A 26,009-nucleotide genomic window follows, 5' to 3' on the forward strand; every position below is an offset into this window, starting at 1 on the left:
CCTGTCTGCGGTGATGATGAAATTGACCTTCAGCGCCACATGGAACGTGCTCGACCGGGCCGCGGCTGGCGCGGTAAGCTCTCCCAATCCCTCGGCGGGAAGTCGAGAGTTACTACGCCGAAACCGAAAGTGGACTGAATGACCTCTTCGAACGGCAAAGCCAGCCCCAACCCGCCGGACATACCAGTGGCGGAACTGCAGCGGATCTTGAAGGTTGTCATGGAGGAGGCGCACAACGCGCCGACTGAGGCGCGTCGGGCGGAGATCGGGGAGCACATCCGCCGGCTCCGGACTCTCATCCGAGTGAAGAATACTTTGGATACGAAATAGGCGCGGACAACAAGCCGCAGGCCGTCATTCCGGGCGCCGAGCAGGCGCGGCCGACGACGATGGCCGAACTGGAGGCGCGCGCATCGCTCAAGGGCGAGAAGCCGAAGCAGGCGGCGAGCGGCGTGTTCGACGACATCCGCCACAATCGCGAGATGCAGCACGGCCTTATGCGCGACCAGATCAACGCCAATGCGCGCGCCGCGCAACAGGCCGTGCTGCCGCAGCCGCAGCAAGGCGCCTTCTAAGCACAGCATTTCCCCTCGGCAGGGGGAAGACGCGGGATCGGGCTTCATCGGCTCCGGTTTCGCGAAAGCGAACCCGTGCGTCTCGGGCCTGCCGGGCCGGACGCCGATGGAGACAGCATGAACGAGCTTTCGACCATCCCGCTCACCATGAGCACACTGGAAATCGCCGGGCTGTGCGGGAAGCTGCACAAAAATGTGCTGGCAGACGCGCGTAAGATGCTCTCGGAGCTGGAAATTCAACGGGCTGAATTTTCAGCCCGTTATATCGACGCCAAGGGCGAGGCTCGCGAAGTCCTCAACCTCCCCAAGCGCGAGACCCTGATCCTCGTCTCCGGCTATTCGACAGAGCTTCGCGCCCGCATCATCGACCGCTGGATGCAGCTTGAGGCGGCGATCGCGCCCGCATCGTCCGTGAATGGCCTTGGCGAGGACGAGCGCCGAACCATTGGCGGCATCGTCAAGGGCATCGTCCACAAGGAGCTGGCGGCGATCATTCCCGCCCTCATCTCCGAAGCCGTCGCCTCCGGGGAGTTCGCGATCGGCAAGGGCTACACCGCCGGCCAGGTGATCGACCTCGCCAAGGTGCCGGGCGCCAGCGGCCTGCGCGGCCTCGACAAGTTCGTTTCCGGCCGGCTCGTAGGCGCGAGTTAAGTCCGTTGACGCATTCTCCTCGCTTCCATCTCCCGCTCGTATTCGATTTGACCGGGCGCCTTCGTTGTGAAAACGCGCGGTTCTGTTAACCATGGCATGCGCTCGGGGCCGAACTGCTCCAACAGACGCCGCCTGATCCTAGCCATATGTTCTACCATCCCGGGGGGCTGCTCGGGAAGGCCACCTTCGACCGGCTTGCTCTGAGGAACCATCGTTTCGAGCGCCTCAAGGCGCTTCCTTCTGCTGGTCATGGAAAATCGCCTTCTCGGTGGAGCTTTTGCAAGATGCGCCGCGCGTTCGCGACGATGCGGTCGTATCTCGGGTGCTCAATTATCCTTGCGCTCGTGAGCGCTTCCTTCAGTTCGGCAATCAATTGGAGGCGGCGCACTTCGGGATCGCAGCTCTCGCTATTGCGGATGATGCAGTATTCTCGGAAGTTTTGCGCCACTGGCGTATCGATGAAGAACATCGGGAGATCGCGGTCGTCTTCGTCACCTCCTTCCGCACCAGCCTCCAACTTCTTCAGTCGCCTCGCATTGGCCTTCATCACTTCGCTCTTTCTTCCAACGCGACAATCCGCGCCTCGAGGTCTCTCACTTCCAGTGTCGCAGCGTAGGACTGGATCAGCTTGGCGACCTCACCGGCCTCACCGGGGGTAATGGCGCCGTCCCCAAGGGCCGAGAGGACCGCGCTCAATGCCTGAGCGGCGTCAGCGGCGCTCTCGATCTTGGGGAGCGAAACCTCGATGGGCCTGTCTCGTCGGGCCGGCGCGACGCGATCGAGGACGATGCGCGCGGCGGCCATGTCGCCGGTTTTAGCCTTATCGAGGACGGCCTGGACGACCTCTTCGGCCTCACCCTCCATCAACTGTTCGGCGAGGACCGTCGTGCGCCGACGCGCGCCCTTCGGTTTGCCCGGATTGCCGCGCTCAAAGGGCTTGCCGCGCGTTTTTTTCGCGGGTTTACGCGGAGAATTATCCATGTCTCCCTCAAATCGCCTTTAAAGGCTTGATTGCGTTTTTTTGTAACCATTCCTGCTCAGCGTCGGCGCCCGACATTGCGAGCAATGCTGCGCGCAGCGCACAAATGGCGACTTCAAAGTCGTTTGGCTCCGGCTTTTCGACGACCTGGAAATATACGCGGATGCGCCTTGCGTGCTCGGCGATCAGAGCACAGCCATAGGATTCCGCTTGAGCCAGAACTCCATTCGCGAGCTCAATCAGCTCCGCAGCGCTCGGCCGCGCCTCCCCTGTTAAGAGAGGCGCGGCTTCGAACACTGGAGAGAAGCCGTTGAGGAGCAATGTTTGCTTTTCCGTCATTGGTCGCCTCCGATCAGCCCTGCATTCCGAACATGCCGAACATCTGTTGAAGCCATGGCGGCAACTGCGCCATTTGGCCGCCGCCCTGCCCGCTAGGCGGCTGGCTCATCGGCATGCCCGGCTGCTGCGGGGCCTGCGCCTGCTGCGGCTGCGGGGGAGACATCTGCGGGCCGAGCTGAGGCGCCTGCGCCATCATGCCGCCGCCGCCCATGGGCTGCTGAGGTCCGCCATTCGGCGCCTGCATGGGCGACGGTTGCAGGAAGCTGGAAAGGCCGTTCGCCGCGCCGCCGATGAGGCCGTTGCCGAACGGGCCGCCCTGCTGCGCGCCGGGAGCGCCGCCCTGTTGCGGCCCCATGCTCTTGAGGCCGGTCAGAGCGCCGAGAAGGCCGTTGGGCATGTTCTGGCCGAGCATGCCGCTAAACCCGCCATTGCCGAACAGAAGCTGGCCGAGGAGGCCGGGGCGCGGCTGGCGCGCCTGTTTGATCGCGTCGACTATCGCCTGTGCATTCTTGTCGAGCGAGGCGCCCGTGCTGCCGACGCCGTTCGCGCTGGGGCCTCCCATCGGCGAGGGCGATGGCGCGCCGGCCGTCGAGACCTGGCTCATGGACTGTGGCGCGGCGGCGCCGACGCCCTGGCCGCCCGCGCTCGACACAGGGCTCATGCCCTGCGTGACCATGGCGCTGGTGGGGTCAGAGCCGCCCGCAATGCTCGAAAGGGCGCCGTAACGGCCGCCCGCGCTGTTGCCGCCGATGCCGGCGAAATCATCGAAACCCATGTTTGCTGCTCCGTGAAAAGCGCCCCAGCCATGCTTCGCGGCATGGTCGAGGGCGAAGTCTACTTGCGCTTTCCATGTGTTCGGATCGCGCGCGTCGAGGCCCGTGGCCTTGGTGAAGTCGTCGCCGAGGCCCGCGACGCGATTGCCGCCGCTCGCCACGCCGCCGTAGTGAAGTTGGAATGGGCCGAAGCTCGAGCCGCCGTCTCCGGTGTATTCGTTGAGGCCTTCGCTCTTGGCGACGCGCAGCGCGGCCGCAGGGTCGATCCCGCGCCGCGCCGCAGCCTCAACGATGTATTCGGACATGGGGTCGAGCGTTTGCATCTGGTCGCGCTGGGTCGGGTCCATGATAAACGAGCTCCTATTTCTTGGTCAGACCGGCGACGGCGATGAGCGCCGCCTCGGCGCGGCCGTCATCCTTCACGCGGGCGAAAAGTTGGGCCTTGTCGGGCCAACGGCGGATGGCTTCCGATCTCGCCGCATCCTTTGCCCCTTCCCGGCCCGCAGGGAGGCCTACAGTGCGCTTCCAGGAGGAGGGCGCGACATGGGGGTAGCGCTAACGCCGCAAGCGCCAAGGACGCCCTCCACAACGCCGCGAGAGCGGCCGAAGGCAAAAGCTCCCACTGCGCCCTCTCCGGGGCGGGCGCCAACCAACTCGACGAAGGCCTGCGAGGCGTGCCAGCGATAGACCAGCTCGGCGAGCAGCGGCCCGTTGACGGCCGGGCGTCCCTTCGGGCCGTCGTTGAGGACCGGCATGTCTGCAATCTCGATGAGATCGCCCGCCGGCGAGACGAGCGCCAACGCGCCACGGACGCCGATGTCAATTCCGATGATGTTTTTCATGCAGCACCTTCGATCAGATCCAGGACGGCGCCGGCGACGCCCACCGGTTGGCCATTCGTTTCGCGAGTGAGGGCGGCGCGGATATCCGCGGCAGGCGCGCCGTGTTGCAGAGCGAGCGAGAGAGCGACGGCCACGTCCTTTGCGTCGCAATCGAGGGGCGTGGCCCCCTTCGCCTGGCAGTCGATGAAGACCTCGCCGAGGCGGCCGTCCTCGAAGCGGGAGAAAGTCACCGCGTAGGGCGCGCCGCGAAACTCGAAGCCGATCGTCTCGTTGGCGCGGCGATTGGGAAGGCGGCGGCGGATCATGGGAGCCTCCCCCGTTTACCGGACAAACCGGACAAACCGGACTTTTGTCCGAAAATGTCCGGCCCATAACTCGGGACGGGAACCCGGACGGACAGGACACACCCCTTTAGGGGGTGTCCGAAATGTCCGGTCCGCTCCGAATGGGAGGATTTCAGGGAAGCCATACGAAGCGCTCCCCTTTCCGTTCGGCTGCAATAAGAGCCTTCGCCTTCAGGATGGCTTCTACCGATCGCTTGAAACTCTTGCGCTGGCGATCGAAAAGCTTTTCAGCGTCTTCGTCGGGGTCCGCATTTTCGGCGATGCGGGCAAAGTAGCGCTCCCTTACGGCTCGCTCGGCGACGCCCCGCACAAGCGGCCCGTCAGTCCCGAACGGTTTGAAGCTCTCGCCCGCGTCGCCGATGGCTTCGGCAATCACGTCCATCAGCAAGCGCTGTGAGCGCGGGACAGCCTTCTCGGACTGGGCGGCTTTCGGCGTCGGCAGGCCATTCCACTCGACGACGGCCGACTTGATGGCGCGACCAAGTTGGTCCACCCCGAGCATGACATCGAGGAGGGCAAAGCCAAGCTCAGATCCCATCTCCATGTCACGCTGCTTGGTGACCTTAATCGCGCCTGCGGTGACTTCGATTTCGGTATCGGTCGCGGCGCGAAGGAGGGAATGGCCGCGAGCCCCGCGAGCGGCGTCTTTTCCCGTATGATGCACGTAAGTGAAGTGGGCTCCGGTATTGGCGCGAATGTAATCGGCTGCGGCGACGATGCGCCCCATGTCGACCGGGCTGTTTTCGTCACCGCCAGCGATGGCTCGGCTAAGGGTGTCGACGATGATCCAGACACAACGCTCTCCACACTGCTTCTCCGCGTCGCGAATTAATGTGAGAAGCTCTTTTGTGTTTGCGTCGCTCGAGCGTAGATCGATGGGAAAAATGACCAGCGCGAAAATCGGCGGTGAGGCAAGATTGCCGTTGTGTGCTTTCAAGGCCGCGATGCGGCGCTTTATTTTGCGGCCGCCTTCGGCGCAGACAAAAACTACCAACCCGCGCTTGGTCCTCTTGCCGTTCCACTCGCCGCCGGTCCCCACTGCGAAACACATATTAAGAGCGACAAACGTCTTTCCGGCATTCGAGTCGCCATAGAAGACGCTCATCGCGCCTTCATCGAGCAGATCTTCAATGAGCGGGTCGGAAGGTTCTGACAATGCGAGAGATGCTGCATCGTCGAACCATTCCAGCGTCATCTTGCGCGTCGGAGTGACCTGCGGGGCTGGCTCGTCAGGCGGACAGAAAAAGCCCTCAGGCTCCTCCTGCGCGCCGACGTGGCGCGTGAACGCTTTCCCGTTGACAAGCGATGGTGACGGGTTGCTCAAATCGTCCGGATCCCACGTCATGCGGCCGCACTCCCGTGGGTCGCGCGGCAAACAAGCTGCGGCGGCTGGATCGTGAGTTGCTCGGCGAGCTTGCGGGCAAAGACGGGGCAGTCGACGGCAAGTGGGCCGACGAGCTGAAGAAGTGGCGCGGCGGCTTGCGGCCTGAAAATGAAAACGCCATCGCGCCCGCTGCGCAGCCAGCCGGCGATGGTCGCATGAACGCGCAAAGGCGGGGATTTGCCGGTTGGCGTTTCGAGATCGATCCGCGGTCGGAAGCAGTTTTCCGCGCCGAGCATGCTCGCCCGGCCGGTGTAGGTCGCGATGCGGCCAGATCTCAGGCTGAAGGCAACCAGGTCGTGAAGATCGCCGAACTCGTTAAAGCACGCCATGACCAAGGCCGCGACGTGTTTCCCGTCGTAGCCGGCAACGCGGCAGAACTCGAAGCGATCGTCGTGAAGGCGCTCGATTTCGTCGATGGCGATGGTCTCGAGCGGATGACCGTCGCCAATGATCCCGCGACCGGAAATGCCCGCCTCGTAAAGGCGTGCAGAGGCGGCGTCGTGCATCGTAACAGGCGTGCAATCAAGGAAGACGCCTGCCAGGTCGTCGGGGCCGTCGACAACGAATTTGGAGTCGGGATTGTCGTTCGCGAACATCAGCCGCCTCCCTCGTTAAAGGCCAAGGAGGCGACAGCGCGCGCAACTCGCGGCTCAAGGCGGCAGCGTCGCGCGACCCAGACGGCGCGATGAGAGCAAAGATCGGCGGGCGCGGAATCGGCCGTGTTGCCGATGGCAACCGGACAGTCGGCTTGAAGGATTTTGGTGGTTGCGATATTCAGAATATGCGAGCCGCCACGCTTTGCACATTCTTGACGCCCGCCGCCTGCAGCCGCAGGGGTGGGCGTCTCCGCGTTCGGGGAGCGCATCGACCTTCAGGCGCCCTCGCTCGCGAGGCGCTGGACCTCGGCGTCGTGGACAACCGTGCGGCCGCCGATTTTCACCAGCCGAATTTTGCCTGCGGCGGCGAGGTCATAGAAGTGGCTGCGGCTGATGCCCAGCGCTCCGCACGCGTCATTGACGCGCCAGGCCAAACGCTTCGCCTTGTCTTCGGAAGACTGCTTCGCGCGGCGCTCGCGCTCGTTTTCGCTGACCGCTGTCGCAATCTGCATGTAGTTGCCTCCATTTCCCCACAGCGGATTGCTGTGGTTTCTTGGAGCCAACTACGGATTGGTGAGGGACGCGAGGGACATTAACTCGCCGCTAAGACCGACCCCTGCGCTCGAGCCAATCCTCAATCTGATCGTCAGTTGAAACGGCCCCTAGCGCCTCGACCGGGAATTTTGCGTTCGGACGGATTTCGACTGTTCTGCGTACTTTACTCGCTTTCCGGCGCAGCCGCTTGATGTGACTTTCGATCTCTCCATTCATTTTCGCTTCTGTCACCACTTGGCGAAGCGCCGCTCCAAACTTTACTCCCTCAGAAACTTTCGTTCTGGCGCGTTCAAGAAGCTCGCAGTCCAAAGCGTGATTAACGATTGAGCTTGTCGCTCCGACTCGCCGACTGCGCTTGGACCACCAGTCGGTTTCCCCATAACCGAGGGCTTTATTGATCTCCCATATGCGGCCCAACATGGAGTGCTTTTCAGCAGAAGATAATTCCTCCCATAGGGAAAGACTCGCGTCGATTTCGTGCAGCTGTCGCAGCAAGGCCCCCTTCTTCCCGCGATGCCGCAGACGAGGGTTTTCCGAAAGCAGCGTCTTAACGAGATAATCCGCTTCTTCGAAATTTGGGGTGTACTCGTCGTCGTCGTCCATTTGCGCTTACCTCGCGACGCACTGTCAGATGCAGAGGGAAATCGATGGGCTAATCGGCTTGTCGGCTGGCCGGCCTATCCCCGCGCGTTCGATTATGCGCCGCGTCTCGTGAGCGGGACAACATTGTCCGTGCTGCGCGGCTCGCAATGCGCCGCCCAGGCGTCCATCAACCTGCGACGGTGTTCGAGCAAGTCGGTGCGACGGTATGCGCGCTCCACGACCGTCCCAACGCGATGTCCCATTGCCTCCTCGACGATCGAGTGCGGGAACGTTGACGCCTCCTCCGCCCACGTCTTGAAACTCGCCCGAAAGCCATGTGGAACTGCTGGTCTGCGGCTCGTCGGATCAACCCAGACGGGGCTGTCACCGTTCATGCGCTCAATGACGCTGATTGCCGCAATGCTCGACATCGGGGCCCCCGTGGCCCGGCCAGGGAAGACGTATTGAGACACCCTGCCCGCTTCCATTTCCCGGACAATCTCGGCGGCGCGAGGTGAGAGCGGCACGCGAAACGCCTCCTTACGATGGCGCTTGTCCTTCAGATTGGCAGTGGGGATAGACCAGACGCCCGCCTCAAGATCGAATTGGTCCCACGTCGCTGCAGCAGCTGTTCCGACGCGGACATTGGTCAGGATGATGAACTCCAGAAAGCGGGCCCCTATCGCGCTGCGCTCCCGCAGCGCCGCCATGAACGCGGGAATTTGCGCATAGGGCAAGGACGGATGATGGCCCCGGGTAAGCGCTTTGGGCGCTTCAAAGCCCATTGCCTTTAGGTCATCCCACCGGGCGGGATTGTCTGAAACAACCCCATGCTCGTCCCGTAGTCGGATCCGAGCTGCTTCAAACACGCGCCGAATCGCGGGATAGAGCTTCCGGGCGACTTCCGGCTTGGAACGCCAGACCGGCCGCAGGACCGCCGCAATGTCCGTGGTCGTGATTTCGTTTACCGGGCGGTCCAGTAGCGGACCGCAATAGGCGGGGCCAAGGTGGCGCCCCCACCAATAGGCGACGCGCTCGCCGCTCAAGCGGATCTGTGCGTCCTCGATCACGCCCGCCGCTATTTCCGCAAAGGTCGGGATTGGCCGCGCAGCCTTCCTCGCCGCTTGCCTCGCGCCGAGCGGGTCGATTCCCTGAGCAGCGAGGGACCGGGCCGAAACGGCGGCCAGCCGCGCTGCAGCGAGGCCGATCTCCGGATAAGCGCCAAGGCCCATATCCCGGCGCTTCCCATTCAATTGGTAGCGCAGAACCCACTTCTTTGCGCCATTTTCAGAGACCACGAGCGTCAGACCATCGCCATCGCCGTGCTTGCCGGGCCTCGCCGTTTTGACCCTCGGATCGCTGAGTTTGCCCATGCCGGTCCCACACTTGGTCCCACAAATCTGCATGGATGGTGGCATACAAATGGCGACAGAGAAAGACAGCTTTCAGCATAACCCCCTAGTTTTATGGGGACTATCTGGACGCTTGAGGACACCACGAAACAATAACCGTGTGCCTATCTGTGGATCACGGTGAAAGCCTTCGGTTTTGCGCTGGTCGGCATCTATGCGACCCGCATCGCGCTCTACGCCTACGAAATCGTCAAGTGGGGCGTGTGAGCGCGCCGATGAGCGGCGCGGGCGCAGCTTTCTCGCCTGAGGAAAGCGCGTAAAGGCCCCTTGTCTTGCGCCCCGCGCCCCTCTATACAGCCCTCGCCCGCGCCGCTCGGCGGCGCCGGCCACGCGCCCATCGTCTAGAGGCCTAGGACGTCGCCCTTTCACGGCGAAAACAGGGGTTCGAATCCCCTTGGGCGCGCCAACGAAATCAAAGAGTTACGCGCTAAGCGCTTAGTTCGGCAAGGCATTTAGTCCGGTTTTAGTCCAGATTGAATGCAGAGACGGTCGCGCCCCGATCTTGGCGACCAAGGCCCGAGCGACCTAAACTCCCCGCCCATGCCTCCCACAACCCGCTACAACGGCCCGGCTATGGACCTTGCGAACATGCGCAGCCTTGGCGTTCGCGCCGTCGCCGTGGAATGCGGTTGCGGCCGTCGCGAGAGCGTCGACATGTCGGGCCTGGCCGGTTCGATCGAAGTTCCGTCACTCAAGCGCCGGTTGCGCTGTCAGGCATGCGGCGCACGACCAAGCGACGTTCGGCCGGATTGGTCGCAGCATCAGGCGGGTGGAATGGGGCGATAGGCGCCGACGCCGCGCCGTAACCAGCGCCTCTGTAGGCTCGCTTAGCTGGCCGCTGATCGAATCGGTTTCATCAGTGGGGAAAAGAGGGACGTTCGCGCTTGAAGTGCAGCCGCCAGAAGGGGATACTTGGCTTCCGCTCCGACAAGGCGTCTTCAAAAGCTAATGATCAGCCAGTCCGCCAAGGATGATATCGAACAGCAATGGACAACCATTAGAAGTTTCGTCAATTGGAGCCGATGCTACGCAACATCAGGAGCGTTCGTTGTCGAAACGCCCCCAACTGAGTTCTATAATCTTCCGCTTGTTTTAGCATACTGTTCCTTGGATGATACTTTGAGGCATTTCATAAATGAAGGCATATACCCTTGCAGAACTAAGAAAGACAGCTTGGAGCTGCCCCCACTTGGCGGTAAAATGGGGGCTTCAAAAACGAAAATTACCTGGGTTGATTTCGACTTGGTGGAGGAAGGTCTACGGGCGCGAAACCACCTAGCCCATAGAGCGAAAATCGCCACCAAAGACGAATGCAAACGATACATCGCGGCAATTGAAACTGAATTACGAGCTTGGGGAGTTCTACGATAGGCCGCTGCGGCACCCCGAGAGGATGGGACCCTTATGTCGGAAGCGAATTTAGAACATGTGCTATGCCGCACATGTCGACTCGTTCTGAATGAAGACTGCGGAGCTAACCCCTCCGAACGAACGCCTTGCCCAAGGTGCGGGTCTACGAGTCGAACCTATGCGGTCACACTAACCGAGACGGTTCGAATTCTGCCTACCCTCAAAGCAACAGGCGTGCGCGCAGGATTTAGCCGCACGAAAGGATGGTTCATCAAAACACTCACGGGGTTGGTTCCGCAACGGAGCAAAGGCAACGCTGTTGCCCGCCATGAACGAACCCTTGACCGCGAGAGCGATCGTTACACAGAGCGGGTCACCATGTTGGAGACCGGAGAAGTGATTCATTTTGCGGATGAGCCTTTGAGCGAGCACAAGGGGCATGGGTCTGACAGGCCCAAAAGGCATTAACACTCGCGGTTTCTGCCTGACATTGCCGCGCATACTTTTTCATCGGCAGCGCAGCCGCCATATACCGCACCCCCTCTTGTCGCATCTTCGCGGCCTGCCAGGCCGTCGACAGGCAACGCCCAAAACTCCATCCGAGCCCCAGGCGCTTCCCGTCCCTATAGCGCTTGTGCGCATCGCGCATGATGGCGGCGCGGTCGTAGCGGGGTTTCATGATGGCCCCCGCTCGAAAGCCACAACCACGGGCTTGTGAAAGATCACGTCCGGCGCGTGCGAAAGGAAATGCGTCGCATCGTCTGACGTGTAGCCACTCCATTCCTCGGGGCTCTCAGGGTCTTCGCTCGTCTCGCGCAGCACATAGCCGCCGGCCTCGCGATAGAGCGTATCGACGCATTTGAATCCATCGAAAAGATATGATGATGACGCGATGATATGGCGCATGTTGTTACCTTGCTATGTTAAGAGAGAGCAAGGACAACATCAAAACATGCGCGTGTCAATACTATACTTCTGTAGCAACATGCGCACGCAAGTCATGACATTTACTTTTGTATGTCATGACAAATTAAATGGGCGGGGCGCCGTTACATCCACGGTCGCCTGTCCCGCCCATATCTCCCACGATTGCGCGGGAGTAGCCCTGTTAGGGGACAATCGCGTTTTGCACTGGCAGCACGAACCGCGTGAAGGCGGCCTCAGTCGCCATTTCGCCGATCAATCGCGCAAGGGCCTCCCATCCCACATAAGAGATGACGGCGGCGATAATCTCGCCGTCAAACATGGCGCTGTGTTGCACGGCGTAGCGTGCAAGCGGCGCGTGCATGTGCGGCGGGATCATGTCGGCAAGCAACATGGTCGCGTGCATGCCGTTTTGCGCCTCGCGCAGTTGGGCGATTGCCGGCCCGAGAGCGACAAGGGCGAGGTCTGAAAGGTCGCGGGCCTGGCCTCTTGCGCGCGAAAGATATTGGGAACGAACGGGCGTCGGGCGTGCGCGGGATAGAGCGGCCATCGGTTAGCGGTCCTTGCTGAAGGAAAGACGGAAAGCCTCGCGGGCGCCTCGGACGCAGCCGACGAAAAAGCAGAGCGCGAGATAGGCGGCGAGGCCCATTGGTATGACGAGAAGCGTTGCGGCTAAGGGAGGAACGCCCAAAGCGACCATGCTCGTATCGGCGAGGGCCAGGCCAAGCGCAGCGGAGAGAAGCAGGCTGTTCATGCGGTTAGTCCTAGTTCGAGGTCAACGGCGCGTGCGCGCAAGTTGCTCAGAGTGTTCGAAAGCTCGGCCGCGCGCGCTGCGCAATACCAGCGTGCCATCTCCGCCTTTGAACGGAAGCCAATGATGGCGAGGGCGCGCTTCGTCTCTGAGTTTTTGCGATTGGCGTCTCTTTGTCCTTCAACGCCTAACGTCGCTCGGCCTTTGCGCCAAATTTCTTGAAGTCGCCCCAAACCCAAATTTTCAGCACGCTTGCGCGCGAGTGCGCTGCGCCCTTCAGGCCCTAATGTCTCTCTCGCCTTGCGCGACACATCCTTTAGACGCTCAGGCCCCATAGAGGCCACGCGTCGACGTGCGCGATCACGGCGGCCTTCTAACCCCATTGTCTCCATTGCTTTGCGCGATCGAGCCTTTCTGCCTTCTGGACCAAGGTTTTCATTTGCCTTGCGCACTTGCGCCCGGCGTCCATCAAACCCCATCGTTTCCTGTCGCTTGCGGGACGCTTCCTTGAGACGCTCCGGCCCCATGCGTTCCTTGGCCTTGCGCATACAATCGCTCAGACGATCAAAACCCATCGTCACGGCTCGCTTTCGCGCAGCAGCGCTCTTATCTTCTGAAGATCGCGCCGCGCTTATACGGGCGGCAGCTATGATCGGGTGGCGACCACCACCATGGGCGACATTGTAGACCATCTGCGCGCCGCGCATTTCGCGCTGCAACTTTATTTCTGCGAACTCAGCTACATCAAGTTCGTCTGCGGTGTAATACGGAATCACGCCGCGATGAATTACGAAGACTTCATCCCCATAAAGGCAAACGTCAGCCGACAGCGCCTTGTTTGACAATCGTCCGCTTAGATGGTTCGCCAAACGCGACTCTTCATTTACAGTCTGGCCGACATACACCTTGCCAAACGCTTCTCCCGGCGCGCGACACTCAATCATGTAGATGTAGCCGGGCCGTTCCTGAGACGGCTTTCCCTTTTTCGTCATTGACTCATAACCCCCAACTCTACAACGTGGCAGGTAATGCGTTGCGAGGTAACATCCGCCTCGATTCGAGTTATTTCATATTGAGAGCCGTCACATGACCTTTGAATGCGGTCGCCACGATTGATTGCCCATGGGAGTTGAGCGCGAGCGAACGAAAAGATGGGAACGCGCGACTCGACAAGGGCCGCCGGTTCCGCGCCCTTGTGGGCGATGGAGTTCGAGCGCATGACGAGTTCCGGCTTCGCCGTGAAGACGCCTTGCACAATGACGGCTTTGTCTTCGTGCGCCTCAGTCGGGAAGTTCGGCCGCGACGTGCACGGGATAATTCGAATCGACTCGCCGAAGGTTGCATCGATCGTTCCGGCGAGCGACGCCATCGCCTGCTTGAAGTTGGGTGGATTTACGTAAGACATAACGGCCTCCAATTATTTCGTGCCGGCCACGCCAAAACCAAAGCCGCCCGAGCCCATGCCGAGCGGCGCGTGTGGCGTCGCGCGAGGCACAACGCCAGAGTTCGAAGGCATTGACCGGCCAAGCGCGCCTTGTAGCGTCACCTTTGCCTGTTGCGCCTCCTTCACGATGGCCGTGAGCAACGGCGACGGTTCAACCACGATGCGATTCATCAGCGTCGCCTCGCCGGTCACGGTCCCTTGCACGCCAACGTCGACATGTTGCGGGCCTGCCGGCGCGGCGTCCTTGCCGAACCATTTCAAGTTCTGCGGCAGAGACGATTCCGCAAATGCCGGGCGCCTGTAATGTTCGAACACATTCGAGAAGGACGGCGATTCCGTTTTGAAGCGCATGCGCTCAAGGACCTTCCGCGCGGATTCGTGCGGGTTGAAAAAATGCTCGCCGTCGACGTGCGGGAGCAATCCCTTCTTATCCAGGGCGTCGACCGCATATGGGATAGCAGCCGCGACGGCGGCCGTTCCGATAATCGCCCCGCCGACTGCCGCAACGGAGCCGGCCGTCACGCCAGCCCCGGCCGATGCGCCAGCCCCGGCTGCGGCTGAAGCCATGGCGCCCGAGGCGGCCCCTGCCCCCTGGATGACGCGGCCCCCGGCCGCTGCGGCGCCCGCCGCAACGCCCTTCCCGCCCAAGAGCGCGGCGGCCTCAGTGAGAGCGGCAGCGGAGCCCGTGAGCGCCACGGCAGATGAATCGAGCGCAGCCCCGCCTAGAAGCGCCTTGAGCCCTTTCCAGCCGCCCCATGTCGCGAGCGCCGTTCCCCCTATGCCAAGCGCCGGGATGGTGGCGGCGGCAATGGGGGCCTCTTTCGGATGGCTTGCAATCCAGTCCGCGAGATTGAGCTTCAGCCCATTGATCTTGGCGGCCCATTCCTGAAGCTTGCCGGCAACGGGCGCCATGAGCGGTTCCGTCGCGACGGCGCCGATATCCTTCAGAGACGTTTGCAGGGACGCGAGCGAAGCGGCGGCGTCTTTCGAATAGGAGTCGACTGCTTTCAGCCCTTCGGCGGCCTCATAGAGCTTCGCGTGATTTTCGAAGCTTTCGTGTTGCGTGACGATCTTCGAAACGAGGTCCGCTGCGCGGCCGGCGGGGAACAGCCGGCGGATTTCCGCGATTTGAGCCTGTTCGTCCGCGAAGCCATGGGCCTTTAGCGCCGGAACCAGATATTGCAGCACCCACTTATCCGGGTCCGTCTGCGCGAGATCGGCGCCCGTGACCTTGCGGCCGGGGAGCATGCCTTTAATCTCGCCCGTCTTGGTCTTCAGGAAATCGTCGGCGCTCGCAAGGCCAAGAGAGACGAATTCCTTTGCAGCCGCGTGAAGGTTCCCCTGAAAGCCGCCGATGATCTGCCTCACAAACTGGTCGACGGCCTGGCCCGTTGTAGAGCCCCCGAGTTCCTGAGACAGGGACAGGGCCGTCGTCACCTGGAAGCGGTCGCTCAATTGCGACGCGCTGGATTTCTCATACTTCAGGACTTCGAAGATTTGCTCCGGGTTGATCGTGCGGCCCATGACCTGCATTGCGCGCACGCTCGCATCCATGAACGCCGCGAAGCGTTCCGGGTTTTGCGCAATGCCCGCGACTTCCGCGCCCTTCACAAGGAAACCAAGGCCATGGGAGCTTCCGCCCGTGGGGTCCGCCGCGTCGAGAGCCGCCTTCGCCCTCAAGAGCGCCGGCAGCATGTGCGGGACTTCGTGCACGTCCTTTAGAACCGAACGAAGTTCCTTGAAGACTTCAAGGCCCTTCTCAGTCGAGATGATGGGAAGGGAAAGCTGCAAGTCGTGAATCTGGCGCTTCGCGGCCTCAAGCTCCAAGGCCGGAATGCCTGCGACGCGCAACGCGATTTCTTCATGCTGAAGGTGCGCCCCGGCCTCAAGAGCCGCCTTCGTCACTTCCGGGATTTTGACAGCCGCCCATCCGGCTGCGAGGGTCGCGACGGAAGCCGTGATTTCCTTGATGACGCTTTTCATGCGGGAAAGCGTCGAGACGTTCCCGCGTGCGGCGAGTTCGGCCGCCGCGAACTGGCGCGCAAGGTCGGACTTGCCTGAGTTGTCGAGTTCCTTCGAAACCTGCTGCGCGAGTTTTGCAATTGCTTTCAGGACCGCAGAGGCGTGGTCCTCTGCCGTCACGATCGCTGTAACTTGAGCATTCGCCATTTAAAAGTCTCCTAGCCCGAGAATTTGGGCGTCGTTCCATTCGATAATTTCACGCTCACGTGCGATGGCTCGCGTGGCATGCCTTTTCGGCAATCGACTCCATTCGCTTGGCAAACGATCATGCTTGCCAATGTTGCAACGAGGGCACGACAGGACCAAATTAAGTTCCGCATGAGGCCCGCCACGCGACAACGGAATTATATGTTCCGCGTGGCCCTCGAATGGCAGAAGGTCAACCGCACAATAGAAGCATTTGCCGCCCTCATTTGAGATTTGGCGCATGATGGCGTCGGCGTCGCGAGTTACGATTGCGAGGCGCTTTCGAGCGCGACGGCGTGCGTTCTTGGCATTCACCTTTCCGGGGTTGTCGCGAGCCCTCTTTGCATCGCGTTCGCGCAACACCGTGCGATTGTTCGAACGATATTTTTTAAGTTTCTCTTGCACTTTTTCAGGATTTTCAGCATGCCATTTCGCAGCGTCCACGCTCACACATTCTACACAGTTGCTACTCAAATACCGTTCCGCAACATGGCCCTGTTTGCACGGCGTTCCCGTGAAATATCGCTTTAAGCCAAGCGCACGAGCGTCTGCTAGAGTGACGCGCGGCGTCGCTTCGTCAAACACCTTGTCGAGATAAATAATCTCCGCGCTCACGCCCATTTCCTATCCCTATGAAGGCGCGCGGCGCGCTAAGGCGCTGCGCGTTCCTTGTTCAGTTTGCCAACCATTTCGACGTAACGGATCATTCGGCTGAAGGTCATTCGTTCGATCGTGAACGGATCAATGCGAAGGTCCGCGAGCATGACGGCGATCAGCCGTTCTGCAATTCGAAAGGGCCGTCAGTTCCCAGCACGCCAAGAATCACGTCAGTGATTTTCGTCCGCAACTTCAGCCAGTCGCGGGCCGCGAGAGCGCCGAGAATGATTTCATCGTGTCCCGTCATCTCCGCCGCAAAAGCCATCGTCGCCTTGTCGTTGTAGACGAAGGAAACCTGGTTATCCTTCGTCGTGATTTCGAAGGGCGAGCCGTGCGCGACATAGAGACGTGCGGTCGGCTCTTTCAATTCGAGCGTGTCGACAGCGCCCTTGTGAGTCTGGATCGGCTTCGCGAGTTTGATAGTCGAGACGATATCGGTCATGGTCGTTTAGTCCTTTTGAAGTTAGCGAATGGCGGCGACGTTGGCGCCCGCGAGCGTCAACGCGGTGGAGAGCGGCGTCGAGGGTGACTGCGCAACAATGCTCATCGCGTATTGCAGCTTGCGCTGTTCGGAGCGCGCACCTTCGTCGCCCTTGTCGGCGCGGAGGGACAGGGCCGCGACGCGAATCTCGACGCGGCGCTTGAGGCTTTGAGGCCCCTGCGATTCCGCTTGCGCCCGGCGCTGTTCGGCGGCCTTGATTTCAGCCTCGCGAGCTTCCGCCGCCTCGCTCGGCAGAGACGCGAGCAACGCGGATGCGCGATGCAATGGGAGCGACTTGGCGTCGTGAATCTGCGCAATCCGCGCAGCGGCCTTCGGACGCTCCGCCGCTTCAGGCAGACCGGCGACGGCGGCAGCATAGGCCCGACGCTCGCGGTTCGGCTTCTCGGCGGCCCGGCACGCTTCCTGAATGAAATCGGGAAGGACGGCCGTGCGCTCGTCAACGCCCATGGCTTCGCAGAATGCGGCCTTGGGGGTGGCGGCGCCGCTGATGACGGCTTCCGACTTGAGCGCTCGCACTCCGGCGGCAAGCTGTTCGGGCGAGTAGCGAATGTTCGCCATTGTGTTTGATCCTTCGATTAATAGGGCCAGCCAAAGCGCCGGCCCGGATAGGGATAAGGGCGGTAGCCGCCCGCGCGGATTGCACGGGCGGTTCCGCCGCCTGCGCCGCACAGGGTTTCCAATCTGCGCACCTCAGCGCGCAGCAACTCGACGTTGCCGCGCGAGTAAGAAATCTCTTGCTCGCCATAGCGAACGCGTTGCGTCTGAGAGCCGGCGAGCAAGGCGTAATAGGCCGCGCGAAGCTGCGGCAGATATGCGCAAGCGTCCGCGTCACTGATGGCCGTGGGCGTGCCCTGGCCCGGTTGCGAGTTGCATCCGCTTGAAAGCGGAGGGCGGTTGAACGCCATGTTAGTTGTCTCCTAAGATTTGCGCGTTGTTCCACTCAACCGCATCAAGTTCACGATTGAGAACGGCGGCCTTGTTCTTCTCAGGCAATCCGGCCCATTCGCTTGGCAACCTATCGTTCTTGCTCAGATTGCAAGCCGGGCATGACCTAACAAGGTTGATTGCCGCCTCCGGGCCGCCGCGCGACAACGGAATCAGATGGTCGACGTGCTGCTCATAGCGCGACGTATACTCACCACAGTAGAAGCAATTTCCGCCGCGCTTGGCGAGAGACTTACGATGCTTCGCCGCGTCGGTGTGTATGATGGCGAGGCGCTTGCGGGAGCGGCGCTTCGCCCATTTATGCCGAACCTTTTCGGGGTTGTTTGCGGCATACATACGATCTCTGTCACGGACCTTATCGCGATTTTTCGACGCCCACGCGCGGCTGGCGTTTCTGTGTTTCTCCGGGGACGCGGCATATTGAGCGCGCCGTTTATCAAGAAGCGAATCCTTATGCCTGAAATAGAAGTTTCCCCAGGACTTAGGTCTGTCGCGAATTTTGCAATCGACGCAAGTCCTGACGCTCACAAACCGCTCTGCGACGTGCCCACGTTTGCACGGCTTCCCTGTGAAATATCGCTTCAAGCCAAGCGCCTTAGCGTCCGCACGCGACACGATCGGCGTCGCTTCGTCAAACAGCTTGTCGAGATTGGTAACTGGCGCGTTCATAGTTACAGCCCCAAGATTTCGTCATCGGACAGGCGCTCGTCTTCCGCCTCATAGATCGGCCGCACGCGCGATGGCGGGACGTATTCGACGGTCGACATCCCGCGCCGGTCGGTCCCGTGCTCAACCGCGAATGCCTTCACCTTCCGGCGCTTCGCCGGTTCCTTTGCGGGCGCGATCGGCATTTCGCCCTCGAACTTCCGCTCGTCAAAATCCGGCTCGCCTTCGGCGGCATCGACCGCGACTGTGAAGGGATGCTGAAGCCCCATTCCCTCCATGACCTTCACTTCATGGGCGAGCGCTTCGACATGACGTTCGAAGTCGACGCCGCGTTCGGCGAGCACTTCGGAAAGCGTCACGACGCCAGCCTGAAGGCCCTCCACATCGGTCTTCATCTGCCGGTAGGGATCGGGCTGGATGCGTCCAAAGCCAAACCATGACGCAGCCGTGTAGGCGCGGCGGTTTTCCTGGAAAGGCGGCGTGCCGTCTGGCAATGCAATCTGCCCGGACTCGATCCATTCTTCGACCAAGTTTTCGAAAGTGACCTGGTAGAAGCGCTCAACGATGGCCTTGCGGCGCATCAGGTTGAGGCGATATGGCGCTTCGTTGGCCATGCGCGCGGCGCTGAAATTTACGTCGCTGTAGTCGCCGCGAACGTCTGCGGCTTCGACGCCAGCGGCGCGTGCGGCTCGATTGGCAAGCGATTTGTCGAAGTCCGCGAACGTCGAATTCGGATGCTCGTTTCTGTGAAACGCGAGCTTGTCGCCGGGCGCGAGCATGGCGACTTGTCCCGGTTCCAACCGAATCTTGTTCTCGCCATACCAGCCTTCTTTGAGCTTCAGATAGCCGTCGTTTGTTGAAAGCTCGTCAGAAACCGAAAGCGCCCCGGCAGCCTGGGCGGCGGGAAGTTGGCTTTCAAGCGAAATGCCGAACTGAGTCTGAAGCAGCGCCGCAACGACCTCGAACTCTGATAGGCTTTCCCGTTCCAACATCGCCGACAACGCCGCGACCAGCGGGCTCAATCCGCGAACTTGCCGGGGGTCGACGGGCGCGAACAGGTGCTCAATCCGCGAGCGGCCCCAAGACGTGTAGGCAGGGATAAACTCGGGCTGCGGGCTCGTTTGCACGAAGCTCCCGATCGGCATGCGCCGCGCCATGACGCCAAGGAACCGGCCGTCACGGTTAAAGACGATTCCCTGAAAGACGTGGCGCTCGCCGTCCATCTGCATCGTCACATCAAGAGCGATTTGCAGATTGTCGAGAACCTGAAGGCATGTCTTCGTCGACGCGCGGGGGCGGCCCTGCCAGTCGAAGGCGACAAAACATTCGCCGGTCATGACATAGGTGCGCATGACAAGCTGCGCATAATCCGTGAGCGTGAATCGGCCCGACTTGTCGACGCTGTAGGGATCGTTCGCCCAATCCGCGAACTTCCTTTCAAGCTGATCGGCAATCGAGCGCGCGGCGGCGTCGGAAATGCCAAGCGCGCGAGCGTCGGGCTTGGCGGAAAGGGTCAACCCCGTCCCTACCGCGTGCGTCACGATCGTTTCGACGATCGTCGAAAGCGTGGGGTTGGACGTGATTAGGTCCCCAACAATCGCGGCGGCCTTCAGGGACTCGCGGGCAGGCTTGCCTCCGACAAGCGGATAGGTCATGCCGCCCCAGGGGTTCCAGCCAATCGGACTGAAGCCCATGGGGCCGTTTCCGAGATAGCGGCCCCAGGTCTGGCGCACGCGGCCGTCAGAACCGGACGTGAAGTCCGCCCTCGGAGCGAGGGGCGCGAAGGCGCCGCCGGCTGCGGCGGGAACGCCCATTTTCTTGGTTGCAGCCGACGCAACAGCCTGGACTGTTGCGACCTGCGATCGTTTGGGAGCGCGCGCCATGGCTAGACGCTCACCTTAACGCCGCGAGCGGCTGCTTTCTCAGGCGAGATATACCCCTTCGCGAGAGAATGGGCGGCGCCGGCCTGCTTGATTTCCGCAAGGCGCCTGGTCTTGGCGTCGCCAGCGACAGGCCCGCCCATGGCGGCGCCAATCCCGATCGGACCCTCGGTCTGCATCGCAGCCGCAAAGGCGCTCTCGACGGGCAGTCCCCGAAGGAAATCGAGCGACATCTCGACGCTCAACCCCATGACGAGCGCGCACTTGCGCGCGCTTGCGGGGCGCGCGAGGCCTTCCGGGCTTTCGAGAATGGCCAGGATGCGAGTCCGGTCTTCGGCCAGCGTTTCCGCTTCGCTACGGCGTGCCATGGTGCTTTGTTCCTTTAGTTCTTCGCGTTCACCATCGCCTGAAGGCGAGCGGCGCGTTCCGCGATTGAGGGTTGAGATTTCTTGTTGCTGTTCCCCGAGACCGCCCGGCCTTTGACGAGCGTCGCGGCGGCGAAGTTCAAAACAAGCAAGTCCAGCATCTCGTTTCGAACGTGCGGCTGCTTCGTCCAGGCATAGACCGGGAAGCCGCGCCGATAAGTAATCGAGAGGCTTTCACTCGCGAGTTGATCGAATGCGTCGCTGTCGAGATGCGCGGGAAGGTGGATGTAACTGGGCGCGGCTGCGTCGCTGTTCGTCAGCGCCTTCGTGACGTTCAACTTCAGATTGTCGACGCCAATGATGAGCCCGCGCAAAAGGCCCTTGACCTTCTGCCCTTCCCTCACGGCCGGCCGGTTCCAGCCGGAACGGCCAAACGTGATATAGGCGCGGCGTCCCTTGGCGCGTTGCGACATGACGAAGCGCGCAACCATTTCGGTCTGAAAGCCGCCGTCGCAGAAGGTCACGGAAGATTGAAGTGCACGCCCATCTTCCAGCTTGAACGATCTGGGCGTGACCGCATCGGCCTGTTGCCAGACGGCATGGCCGCTTGTGTCTCCGTTCAAAACAACGCGGTCGAGAATGATCTTGCGGTTGTCGGCGGCATGGCCACAAAACATCACTTCGAGCCGGTCGTTTTGCACGTCGAGAGATGACGTAACGAAGTCGATTCTTCGATCGTAAGGCGCTTCGATCGGCTCCGCGCGAGCGGTGAGCGTCGAAGCGTCATTTTCAATCTCGGCCGTCGATTCGAACGGAACGCCCCACACAAGATTCTGGACGGCCTTCCGAGATTCGAGCGTTGTTGCGCCTGCCACGGTTTGCGCAACACGTTCGATAGAAGAGAACGGCGACGCTAGCTCACAGAACCAGAACGAAATCACGCCCGGTTCGCCTTGGGCGGTCGCGCGCCAACGGCCTTTCGCGGTCATGCGCAGCCTGGCGGCCTCGTCATGCAGGACGCCGCAATGAGGGCAAACCAGGTGCGCGTCACGGGCAGGCGTGCCTTCGGGATGGTGGAGGCATTCCGGCCCAATTACGAATTCCTCTCCGCAGCAACACGGAACAGACCACTTGCGTTGGTCGCCGCGCATGTAGTGTTGGTGAATCCGCGACGTTCCGGCGAACGTCGGTGTGGACGCGGCGACGCAAAGCGAGTTCCTGTAGACATGCGTGCGGCGCTTAGCGATCGTATAGGGCTCGCCCTCGGGCGTGGCCATAATGCAGCGATCCAATTCGTCACAGACAACTGTCGGGCAGGAACGGCCCGCGAGCGCAGAGGGCTTGTGCGACGATGCAAGCGCAAGGGCTGCGGCCGGGCCGCTGTAGCCGTTGGCGGTCGGCTTTCCAAAAATATCTTTGAGTGTTGGCGAGGCCCCGACAAGCGGTCGAAGGGTTTCCGCGAGGTAGGAGTCGCAATCCGCCGTGTCGGGGCGAATGAGTAGGTGGACGCCTCCACGGCCCATGCTCCACGCGATAAGGGCGGCGAGCGAGAGGGACTTTCCGACCTGTGCGGAGCACATGAAGTAAGCTTCGCGCACGCCCGGTTCCGCCACGGCGTCCAGCCATCCAGCTTGATGCGGTTCGAGGCGCAGCCGCCCGCTCATGGCGTTGTTTTGACGCGGCAAGATGAAATGCCGCTCTGCAAATTCGCTCGGCCGCAGCCGCTCGGGCGGCTCCATGCCACGCAAGAGTTCGAGCATGACGGTATTGCGCGTGTCGCTCATGCGCCGAAAACCTCTTTGTCGAAAAAGGCGGCGGCGTCGGAAACTTCGACAAGCTCATCATGCATCCGATCGGACAGGATGCGGGCAATCTCGCTGGCGTCTTGAATGCCGACAAGATCGGCGCAGACCTTTTGCGGGAAGCCGAGAAGAGACGAACGGACATGAGCGCTGAAGTCGCGAACGGCCCGAAGCGTTTCATCCTTGTCGAGAAGTTTGCCCGAGCGCTTTTCAACGTCGAGACGCATCTTCTCTAGGCGGACAAGCTCGATTTGCTGGCGCGCGGCGGCGAGCGCTTCGAGGTTATTGTTTTGGGCGTCGACATTGCCCCTGCCGACAAGATGATTGCCGGCGACTTTGGACGTGTCAAGAAATGCCTGGATTGCCTGAAGGGCGAGTTCCGTTTTGAACTTGCGATATTTATCGCGCTTGACGCCAGCAAGGTCGAGAACGCGCTTCGCGCGGTCGCGGGAGACGCCGCAATATTCGGCGATCTCCGTAATGCCGGCCTCGGGAGGCAGTTCAAGCATCCGCCGCCCCTTTGGCACTGATGAAAAATTGGCGCTTTTCAATAAAAAAGATGCGGGCAGCGCGCCGCAGCGTGTTTTGGGGGTCCCTCGGAAGGACCCGCGAGGCCTGGGGGAAGTGTCGCGCGGGGGCGAGGTGAGAGGCGCGCATTGCTTTATTCGCCTCCCAATGACGAAGGCGAAGGGCCAGCGGCGCCATCGAACGCGCGCTGAAGCTCCACGCCAATGTTTGCGTTCAATTCGCGCTCGGCGACTTTCTGCCACGTGACGCGCGGCGCATCGCCTTCCGTCCCGAGGCCCGTTGCAGGATGCTCCGCGTAAACGGCCTTGATGGCCGCACGCCCCTTCCCGGTTCGCACCATCAACGCGCGGCCCCCATTTCCATAAAGGATGAATGCCTTCGGCAGATTCAGGCTCGCGCTGCCGCCGCCCGAGAGCCGGAACGTGCTGCCCGAAAACGAGCCGCGAAGCGCGGACAAGATCGGCGTGAATTTGCCTGTGTCGAGAATGCCGAGCTTCGCTTTGGTGACGGTCCAGGACGCGGATAGGTTGCCCTGCGTCGAAGCCTTTACGAGCGGCGTCGACTTCATGAAGGCGCTCGCCGGGCGGCCAATGTCGGCGGCCATTGTTTTGATTGTCTCGCGCCTCGCCGAACGGGCGGCCTTGTCGACGGCCCGGCGCATCGCGTTAATTCCCTCGCGAGACGCGAACTCTAGGCGCTGTTCGAACTGCGACGTGTCCAGACGCACTTGAATGTCGCCGCCCATCATTCGCCCCCGATTACGAAGCGCCGCCCGTCCGCGCCGAAAGGCACAGAAGCGCGAACGGGCGACTGCGCCAGCGCGCCGGCCGGGCGATCGATCGAAGGCGCGCGGGCGTTTCCCATGGCTTCAGCGCATCGCGAACGCGCGCCAGAGCGGGCAATAGGCCGCAATCGCGTTGGCCGTCTCGCCATTGGCGGCCAGGGTCTTCACAGCGGCCGGAGCCAACTGCGGCTGCGGAACCTTCGCGGCGGCCTCAGTGGCGGCTACGGCGAGCGGCGCAAGGCGAGCGGCGATGGCGGCTTCCCGAGCGAAATCCCGCCCGGCGGCGACAGAAATTGCGAGATTCATCAATGGCCTTCCTCGGGCGGCGTCGAAATCGAATGCTCGAAAAATACTGCCCGTTCGGGCTGCGTCAATCGCCATTTTCAGCGCCGCGCTATCTGTCGCTATGACCTTGATATGTTGTGACTTATTGACGTTGCGACCGATCACAACCGCAAACCGCGGAATTATATATACTATCCGTATGGGTAGGGCAATTCGGCGGGGTTACTTTAGGCATGGTGCGGCGGATTGTCGCAGGGAGCGAGAGCGCCCCTTTTGCTTGGATTGAGGGCCGCAGGTCGAGAGTAGCGGCGGCCCTGGCACAAACTTCATTCACTCCGCGCCAGGACGGAAATAATCGGGCATGGCCCTTCGGCCTGCCCGTCCTCACACTGGCGCATGAGGGCCGTTAGGGCGTCTCGCATCGCGGCGAGGTCTGATAATTTTTGCTCGATCATGGCGACCTTATGCGCGGCAAGTTCGCGCGTGTCGGCGCAGCAACCCGCGCCGTCCAGCCGCAAGAGACTGGCGATTTCTTCCAGTGTGAATCCCAAAGCCTGCGCCCGCTTGATAAAGCGGAGGCGCCTCACCGTGTCGTCAGGATAATGCCGGTAGCCCCGAAACGGCTTATGCGGCTCGTCGAGCAATCCGCGCCGCTGATAGTAGCGGATGGTTTCGACATTGACGCCCGCCGCTGCCGCGAGCCGCCCAATCGTCATTGCGCGCTGCATCATTAGCCCTTGAGTCCGTATCATACTACGGAGTTTAGATTAGGATCGTGGGGCAAATCCAGAAGGACCAAATGACGGGATTCAGCGCGAGAACCTCACTCATCGCGGGAACGGCTGCCGCTATCGGCGCCTCCCTCTGTTGCGTCGGCCCGCTCGTCTTGCTCACGCTCGGCGTCGGCGGGACATGGATCGCCAATCTCACAGCGCTTGAGCCTTACCGTCCGCTGTTCGCAGGCCTGACCCTACTCTTTATCGGTCTGGCGTTCCGCCGCCTTTACCTCGTCCCGCAAACTTGCAGGCCCGGAACTGCTTGCGCCAGTCCGCACATAGCCAAGCGCCAAAGGCTGACCTTCTGGATTACAGCCGTGCCGCTCCTAGGTCTTCTGGCGACGCCGTGGTTTGCGCCGCTGTTCTATTGAAGGGAGTAACCCGTCATGCGTCGATCATTGCTTGCTGTCGCGGTCGCGTTGTCACCACTCGCCGCGTTGGCCGGGACGCCGCAAACCGTCATCCTCAAGGTGCAGAACATGACATGTTCCGTCTGCCCGATTACGGTCAGGAAGGCGCTTGAAAAGGTGCAGGGGGTGGCGAGCGTGAAGGTCGATCTCGACGCGAAGACAGCAACCGTGACTTTCGATCCCGACAAGGCGAATGCCGACGCGCTGGTAAAGGCGACGGCGGAAGCAGGCTATCCGGCGAGCGTCGAGTAGGAAGCGCTATGCAACTTCAATCGACCCTCACCTGCCCGTCCTGTGGCCATCAATCAACCGAGACAATGCCCACAGACGCTTGCCAGTTCTTCTACGAATGCAAGAGTTGCGGCACGCTCCTAAAACCCAGGGCCGGCGATTGTTGCGTCTTCTGCTCTTATGGCGACGTGCCATGCCCTCCGATACAGGAAGCGCGAAAGTATGGCCGCGCCGCCCAATGTTGCTCTGGCGGGTAAGAGAAACCCGTGCGGCCCGGTCCTAGCGCCTCTGCCTCCAGCCAAAATTTGTAATTCCGCAGCCCCTCGCAGACCGCTCGCAAGGCAAAACGCCGCGCCCCCTTCCCCTTAGGGGGGAAGGGGTCGGCGTGCGAGCGTTCGAACAGGTCTAAAATGCGAGCGTTTTTGCGAGCGTGCGAGCGATCGGTAAGTTATTGGATTAATGGGCGTTA

General features: G+C 61.5%; 32 protein-coding genes, 1 tRNA gene and 2 pseudogenes. 5 read left to right on the top strand and 30 right to left on the bottom strand.

The genetic code is table 11. The features are described from left to right. Positions 1-389 precede the first annotated feature (389 nt). Together ACPFMJ_RS06145 and ACPFMJ_RS06150 are read left to right on the top strand one after the other, a co-directional pair. The gene (locus ACPFMJ_RS06145) at positions 390-575 is read left to right on the top strand and encodes a hypothetical protein (RefSeq protein WP_424362956.1); all 186 of its coding nucleotides are present in this window, start codon (positions 390-392) and stop codon (positions 573-575) included. Between the two features lie 117 nt (positions 576-692). Further along, positions 693-1,226 carry a Rha family transcriptional regulator gene (locus ACPFMJ_RS06150; RefSeq protein WP_424362957.1) on the top strand — a complete coding sequence of 178 codons (534 nt, stop codon included), beginning with the start codon at positions 693-695 and terminating at the stop codon, positions 1,224-1,226. Positions 1,227-1,473: 247 nt separating this feature from the next. On the opposite strand, the gene ACPFMJ_RS06155 is transcribed toward ACPFMJ_RS06150, so the two are convergent. From ACPFMJ_RS06155 to ACPFMJ_RS06210, 12 genes and pseudogenes are all read right to left on the bottom strand, one after another. Next, positions 1,474-1,773, bottom strand: a complete 300-nt coding sequence (locus ACPFMJ_RS06155) for a hypothetical protein (protein ID WP_424362958.1) — start codon at positions 1,771-1,773, stop codon at positions 1,474-1,476. Further along, positions 1,773-2,207 carry a hypothetical protein gene (locus tag ACPFMJ_RS06160; protein ID WP_424362959.1) on the bottom strand — a complete coding sequence of 145 codons (435 nt, stop codon included), beginning with the start codon at positions 2,205-2,207 and terminating at the stop codon, positions 1,773-1,775. The genes ACPFMJ_RS06155 and ACPFMJ_RS06160 overlap by 1 nt, the downstream gene beginning before the upstream one ends. Positions 2,208-2,214: 7 nt before the next feature. Further along, on the bottom strand, positions 2,215-2,544 hold the full coding sequence (locus ACPFMJ_RS06165; protein ID WP_424362960.1) for a hypothetical protein: 330 nt from the start codon (positions 2,542-2,544) through the stop codon (positions 2,215-2,217). Between the two features lie 13 nt (positions 2,545-2,557). Further along, positions 2,558-3,664, bottom strand: a complete 1,107-nt coding sequence (locus ACPFMJ_RS06170) for a hypothetical protein (protein ID WP_424362961.1) — start codon at positions 3,662-3,664, stop codon at positions 2,558-2,560. Between the two features lie 165 nt (positions 3,665-3,829). After that, positions 3,830-4,159: a hypothetical protein gene (locus ACPFMJ_RS06175; RefSeq protein WP_424362962.1), complete on the bottom strand. Its 330-nt coding sequence runs from the start codon at positions 4,157-4,159 to the stop codon at positions 3,830-3,832. After that, positions 4,156-4,464: a hypothetical protein gene (locus tag ACPFMJ_RS06180; RefSeq protein WP_424362963.1), complete on the bottom strand. Its 309-nt coding sequence runs from the start codon at positions 4,462-4,464 to the stop codon at positions 4,156-4,158. The genes ACPFMJ_RS06175 and ACPFMJ_RS06180 overlap by 4 nt, the downstream gene beginning before the upstream one ends. A 151-nt stretch (positions 4,465-4,615) precedes the next feature. Continuing rightward, entirely contained in the window at positions 4,616-5,848 is a 1,233-nt protein-coding gene (locus ACPFMJ_RS06185) for a helicase RepA family protein (RefSeq protein ID WP_424362964.1), read from the bottom strand. Then, the gene (locus ACPFMJ_RS06190) at positions 5,845-6,393 is read right to left on the bottom strand and encodes a hypothetical protein (protein ID WP_424362965.1); all 549 of its coding nucleotides are present in this window, start codon (positions 6,391-6,393) and stop codon (positions 5,845-5,847) included. Before ACPFMJ_RS06190 ends, ACPFMJ_RS06185 begins: the two co-directional genes overlap by 4 nt. Before the next feature lie 365 nt (positions 6,394-6,758). Further along, positions 6,759-6,995: a helix-turn-helix transcriptional regulator gene (locus ACPFMJ_RS06195; protein WP_424362966.1), complete on the bottom strand. Its 237-nt coding sequence runs from the start codon at positions 6,993-6,995 to the stop codon at positions 6,759-6,761. A gap of 91 nt (positions 6,996-7,086) precedes the next feature. Beyond that, positions 7,087-7,641 (bottom strand): hypothetical protein, encoded by a 555-nt coding sequence (locus ACPFMJ_RS06200; RefSeq protein WP_424362967.1) that lies wholly within the window; start codon positions 7,639-7,641, stop codon positions 7,087-7,089. Between the two features lie 92 nt (positions 7,642-7,733). After that, positions 7,734-8,690, bottom strand: a complete 957-nt coding sequence (locus ACPFMJ_RS06205; RefSeq protein WP_424363798.1) for a tyrosine-type recombinase/integrase — start codon at positions 8,688-8,690, stop codon at positions 7,734-7,736. A 111-nt stretch (positions 8,691-8,801) separates the two neighbouring features. Beyond that, positions 8,802-9,038 (bottom strand): annotated as a pseudogene (locus tag ACPFMJ_RS06210) (Arm DNA-binding domain-containing protein); the annotation flags it as partial. 324 nt (positions 9,039-9,362) lie between these two features. On the opposite strand from ACPFMJ_RS06210, the gene ACPFMJ_RS06215 reads away from it, so the two are divergent. Beyond that, positions 9,363-9,438, top strand: a tRNA-Glu gene (locus tag ACPFMJ_RS06215). A gap of 1,619 nt (positions 9,439-11,057) precedes the next feature. On the opposite strand, the gene ACPFMJ_RS06220 is transcribed toward ACPFMJ_RS06215, so the two are convergent. The 18 genes from ACPFMJ_RS06220 to merR form a co-directional block, all read right to left on the bottom strand. Beyond that, a complete protein-coding gene (locus ACPFMJ_RS06220) occupies positions 11,058-11,288 on the bottom strand; it encodes a hypothetical protein (RefSeq protein WP_424362968.1) in 231 nt (76 codons plus the stop codon). A 202-nt stretch (positions 11,289-11,490) separates the two neighbouring features. Then, entirely contained in the window at positions 11,491-11,856 is a 366-nt protein-coding gene (locus ACPFMJ_RS06225) for a hypothetical protein (RefSeq protein WP_424362969.1), read from the bottom strand. Positions 11,857-11,859: 3 nt separating this feature from the next. Then, on the bottom strand, positions 11,860-12,060 hold the full coding sequence (locus tag ACPFMJ_RS06230; protein ID WP_424362970.1) for a hypothetical protein: 201 nt from the start codon (positions 12,058-12,060) through the stop codon (positions 11,860-11,862). After that, positions 12,057-13,049 (bottom strand): hypothetical protein, encoded by a 993-nt coding sequence (locus tag ACPFMJ_RS06235; RefSeq protein ID WP_424362971.1) that lies wholly within the window; start codon positions 13,047-13,049, stop codon positions 12,057-12,059. The genes ACPFMJ_RS06230 and ACPFMJ_RS06235 overlap by 4 nt, the downstream gene beginning before the upstream one ends. Next, entirely contained in the window at positions 13,046-13,462 is a 417-nt protein-coding gene (locus ACPFMJ_RS06240; RefSeq protein WP_424362972.1) for a hypothetical protein, read from the bottom strand. The genes ACPFMJ_RS06235 and ACPFMJ_RS06240 overlap by 4 nt, the downstream gene beginning before the upstream one ends. A 12-nt stretch (positions 13,463-13,474) precedes the next feature. Further along, complete coding sequence (locus tag ACPFMJ_RS06245) at positions 13,475-15,670, bottom strand: hypothetical protein (RefSeq protein WP_424362973.1); 2,196 nt, start codon at positions 15,668-15,670, stop codon at positions 13,475-13,477. Continuing rightward, entirely contained in the window at positions 15,671-16,324 is a 654-nt protein-coding gene (locus tag ACPFMJ_RS06250) for an HNH endonuclease (RefSeq protein WP_424362974.1), read from the bottom strand. A 157-nt stretch (positions 16,325-16,481) separates the two neighbouring features. Beyond that, a complete protein-coding gene (locus tag ACPFMJ_RS06255) occupies positions 16,482-16,808 on the bottom strand; it encodes a phage tail assembly protein (protein WP_424362975.1) in 327 nt (108 codons plus the stop codon). 21 nt (positions 16,809-16,829) lie between these two features. Next, positions 16,830-17,426, bottom strand: coding sequence for a hypothetical protein (locus ACPFMJ_RS06260; RefSeq protein ID WP_424362976.1), 597 nt, complete (start codon positions 17,424-17,426; stop codon positions 16,830-16,832). 17 nt (positions 17,427-17,443) lie between these two features. Then, a complete protein-coding gene (locus ACPFMJ_RS06265; RefSeq protein WP_424362977.1) occupies positions 17,444-17,773 on the bottom strand; it encodes a hypothetical protein in 330 nt (109 codons plus the stop codon). Position 17,774: 1 nt separating this feature from the next. Then, a complete protein-coding gene (locus ACPFMJ_RS06270) occupies positions 17,775-18,482 on the bottom strand; it encodes an HNH endonuclease signature motif containing protein (protein ID WP_424362978.1) in 708 nt (235 codons plus the stop codon). Between the two features lie 2 nt (positions 18,483-18,484). Further along, entirely contained in the window at positions 18,485-20,293 is a 1,809-nt protein-coding gene (locus ACPFMJ_RS06275; RefSeq protein ID WP_424362979.1) for a phage portal protein, read from the bottom strand. A gap of 71 nt (positions 20,294-20,364) precedes the next feature. After that, positions 20,365-20,727 carry a hypothetical protein gene (locus ACPFMJ_RS06280; RefSeq protein ID WP_424362980.1) on the bottom strand — a complete coding sequence of 121 codons (363 nt, stop codon included), beginning with the start codon at positions 20,725-20,727 and terminating at the stop codon, positions 20,365-20,367. Positions 20,728-20,741: 14 nt separating this feature from the next. Further along, positions 20,742-22,508 carry a terminase gpA endonuclease subunit gene (locus ACPFMJ_RS06285; protein ID WP_424362981.1) on the bottom strand — a complete coding sequence of 589 codons (1,767 nt, stop codon included), beginning with the start codon at positions 22,506-22,508 and terminating at the stop codon, positions 20,742-20,744. After that, positions 22,505-23,035 (bottom strand): hypothetical protein, encoded by a 531-nt coding sequence (locus tag ACPFMJ_RS06290; RefSeq protein ID WP_424362982.1) that lies wholly within the window; start codon positions 23,033-23,035, stop codon positions 22,505-22,507. Before ACPFMJ_RS06290 ends, ACPFMJ_RS06285 begins: the two co-directional genes overlap by 4 nt. A gap of 152 nt (positions 23,036-23,187) precedes the next feature. Continuing rightward, positions 23,188-23,715, bottom strand: a complete 528-nt coding sequence (locus ACPFMJ_RS06295) for a hypothetical protein (RefSeq protein ID WP_424362983.1) — start codon at positions 23,713-23,715, stop codon at positions 23,188-23,190. A 207-nt stretch (positions 23,716-23,922) separates the two neighbouring features. Next, positions 23,923-24,144, bottom strand: a complete 222-nt coding sequence (locus ACPFMJ_RS06300; RefSeq protein ID WP_424362984.1) for a hypothetical protein — start codon at positions 24,142-24,144, stop codon at positions 23,923-23,925. 305 nt (positions 24,145-24,449) lie between these two features. Beyond that, positions 24,450-24,851, bottom strand: a complete 402-nt coding sequence (gene merR, locus ACPFMJ_RS06305) for an Hg(II)-responsive transcriptional regulator (RefSeq protein ID WP_424363799.1) — start codon at positions 24,849-24,851, stop codon at positions 24,450-24,452. A 71-nt stretch (positions 24,852-24,922) separates the two neighbouring features. On the opposite strand from merR, the pseudogene ACPFMJ_RS06310 reads away from it, so the two are divergent. Continuing rightward, positions 24,923-25,561, top strand: a pseudogene (locus tag ACPFMJ_RS06310) (mercuric transporter MerT family protein). Between the two features lie 8 nt (positions 25,562-25,569). Then, complete coding sequence (locus tag ACPFMJ_RS06315; RefSeq protein WP_424362985.1) at positions 25,570-25,797, top strand: GDCCVxC domain-containing (seleno)protein; 228 nt, start codon at positions 25,570-25,572, stop codon at positions 25,795-25,797. The last annotated feature ends 212 nt before the right edge of the window (positions 25,798-26,009 follow it).

The organism is Methylocystis parvus, assembly GCF_049675845.1.
Lineage (GTDB): Bacteria > Pseudomonadota > Alphaproteobacteria > Rhizobiales > Beijerinckiaceae > Methylocystis > Methylocystis parvus_A.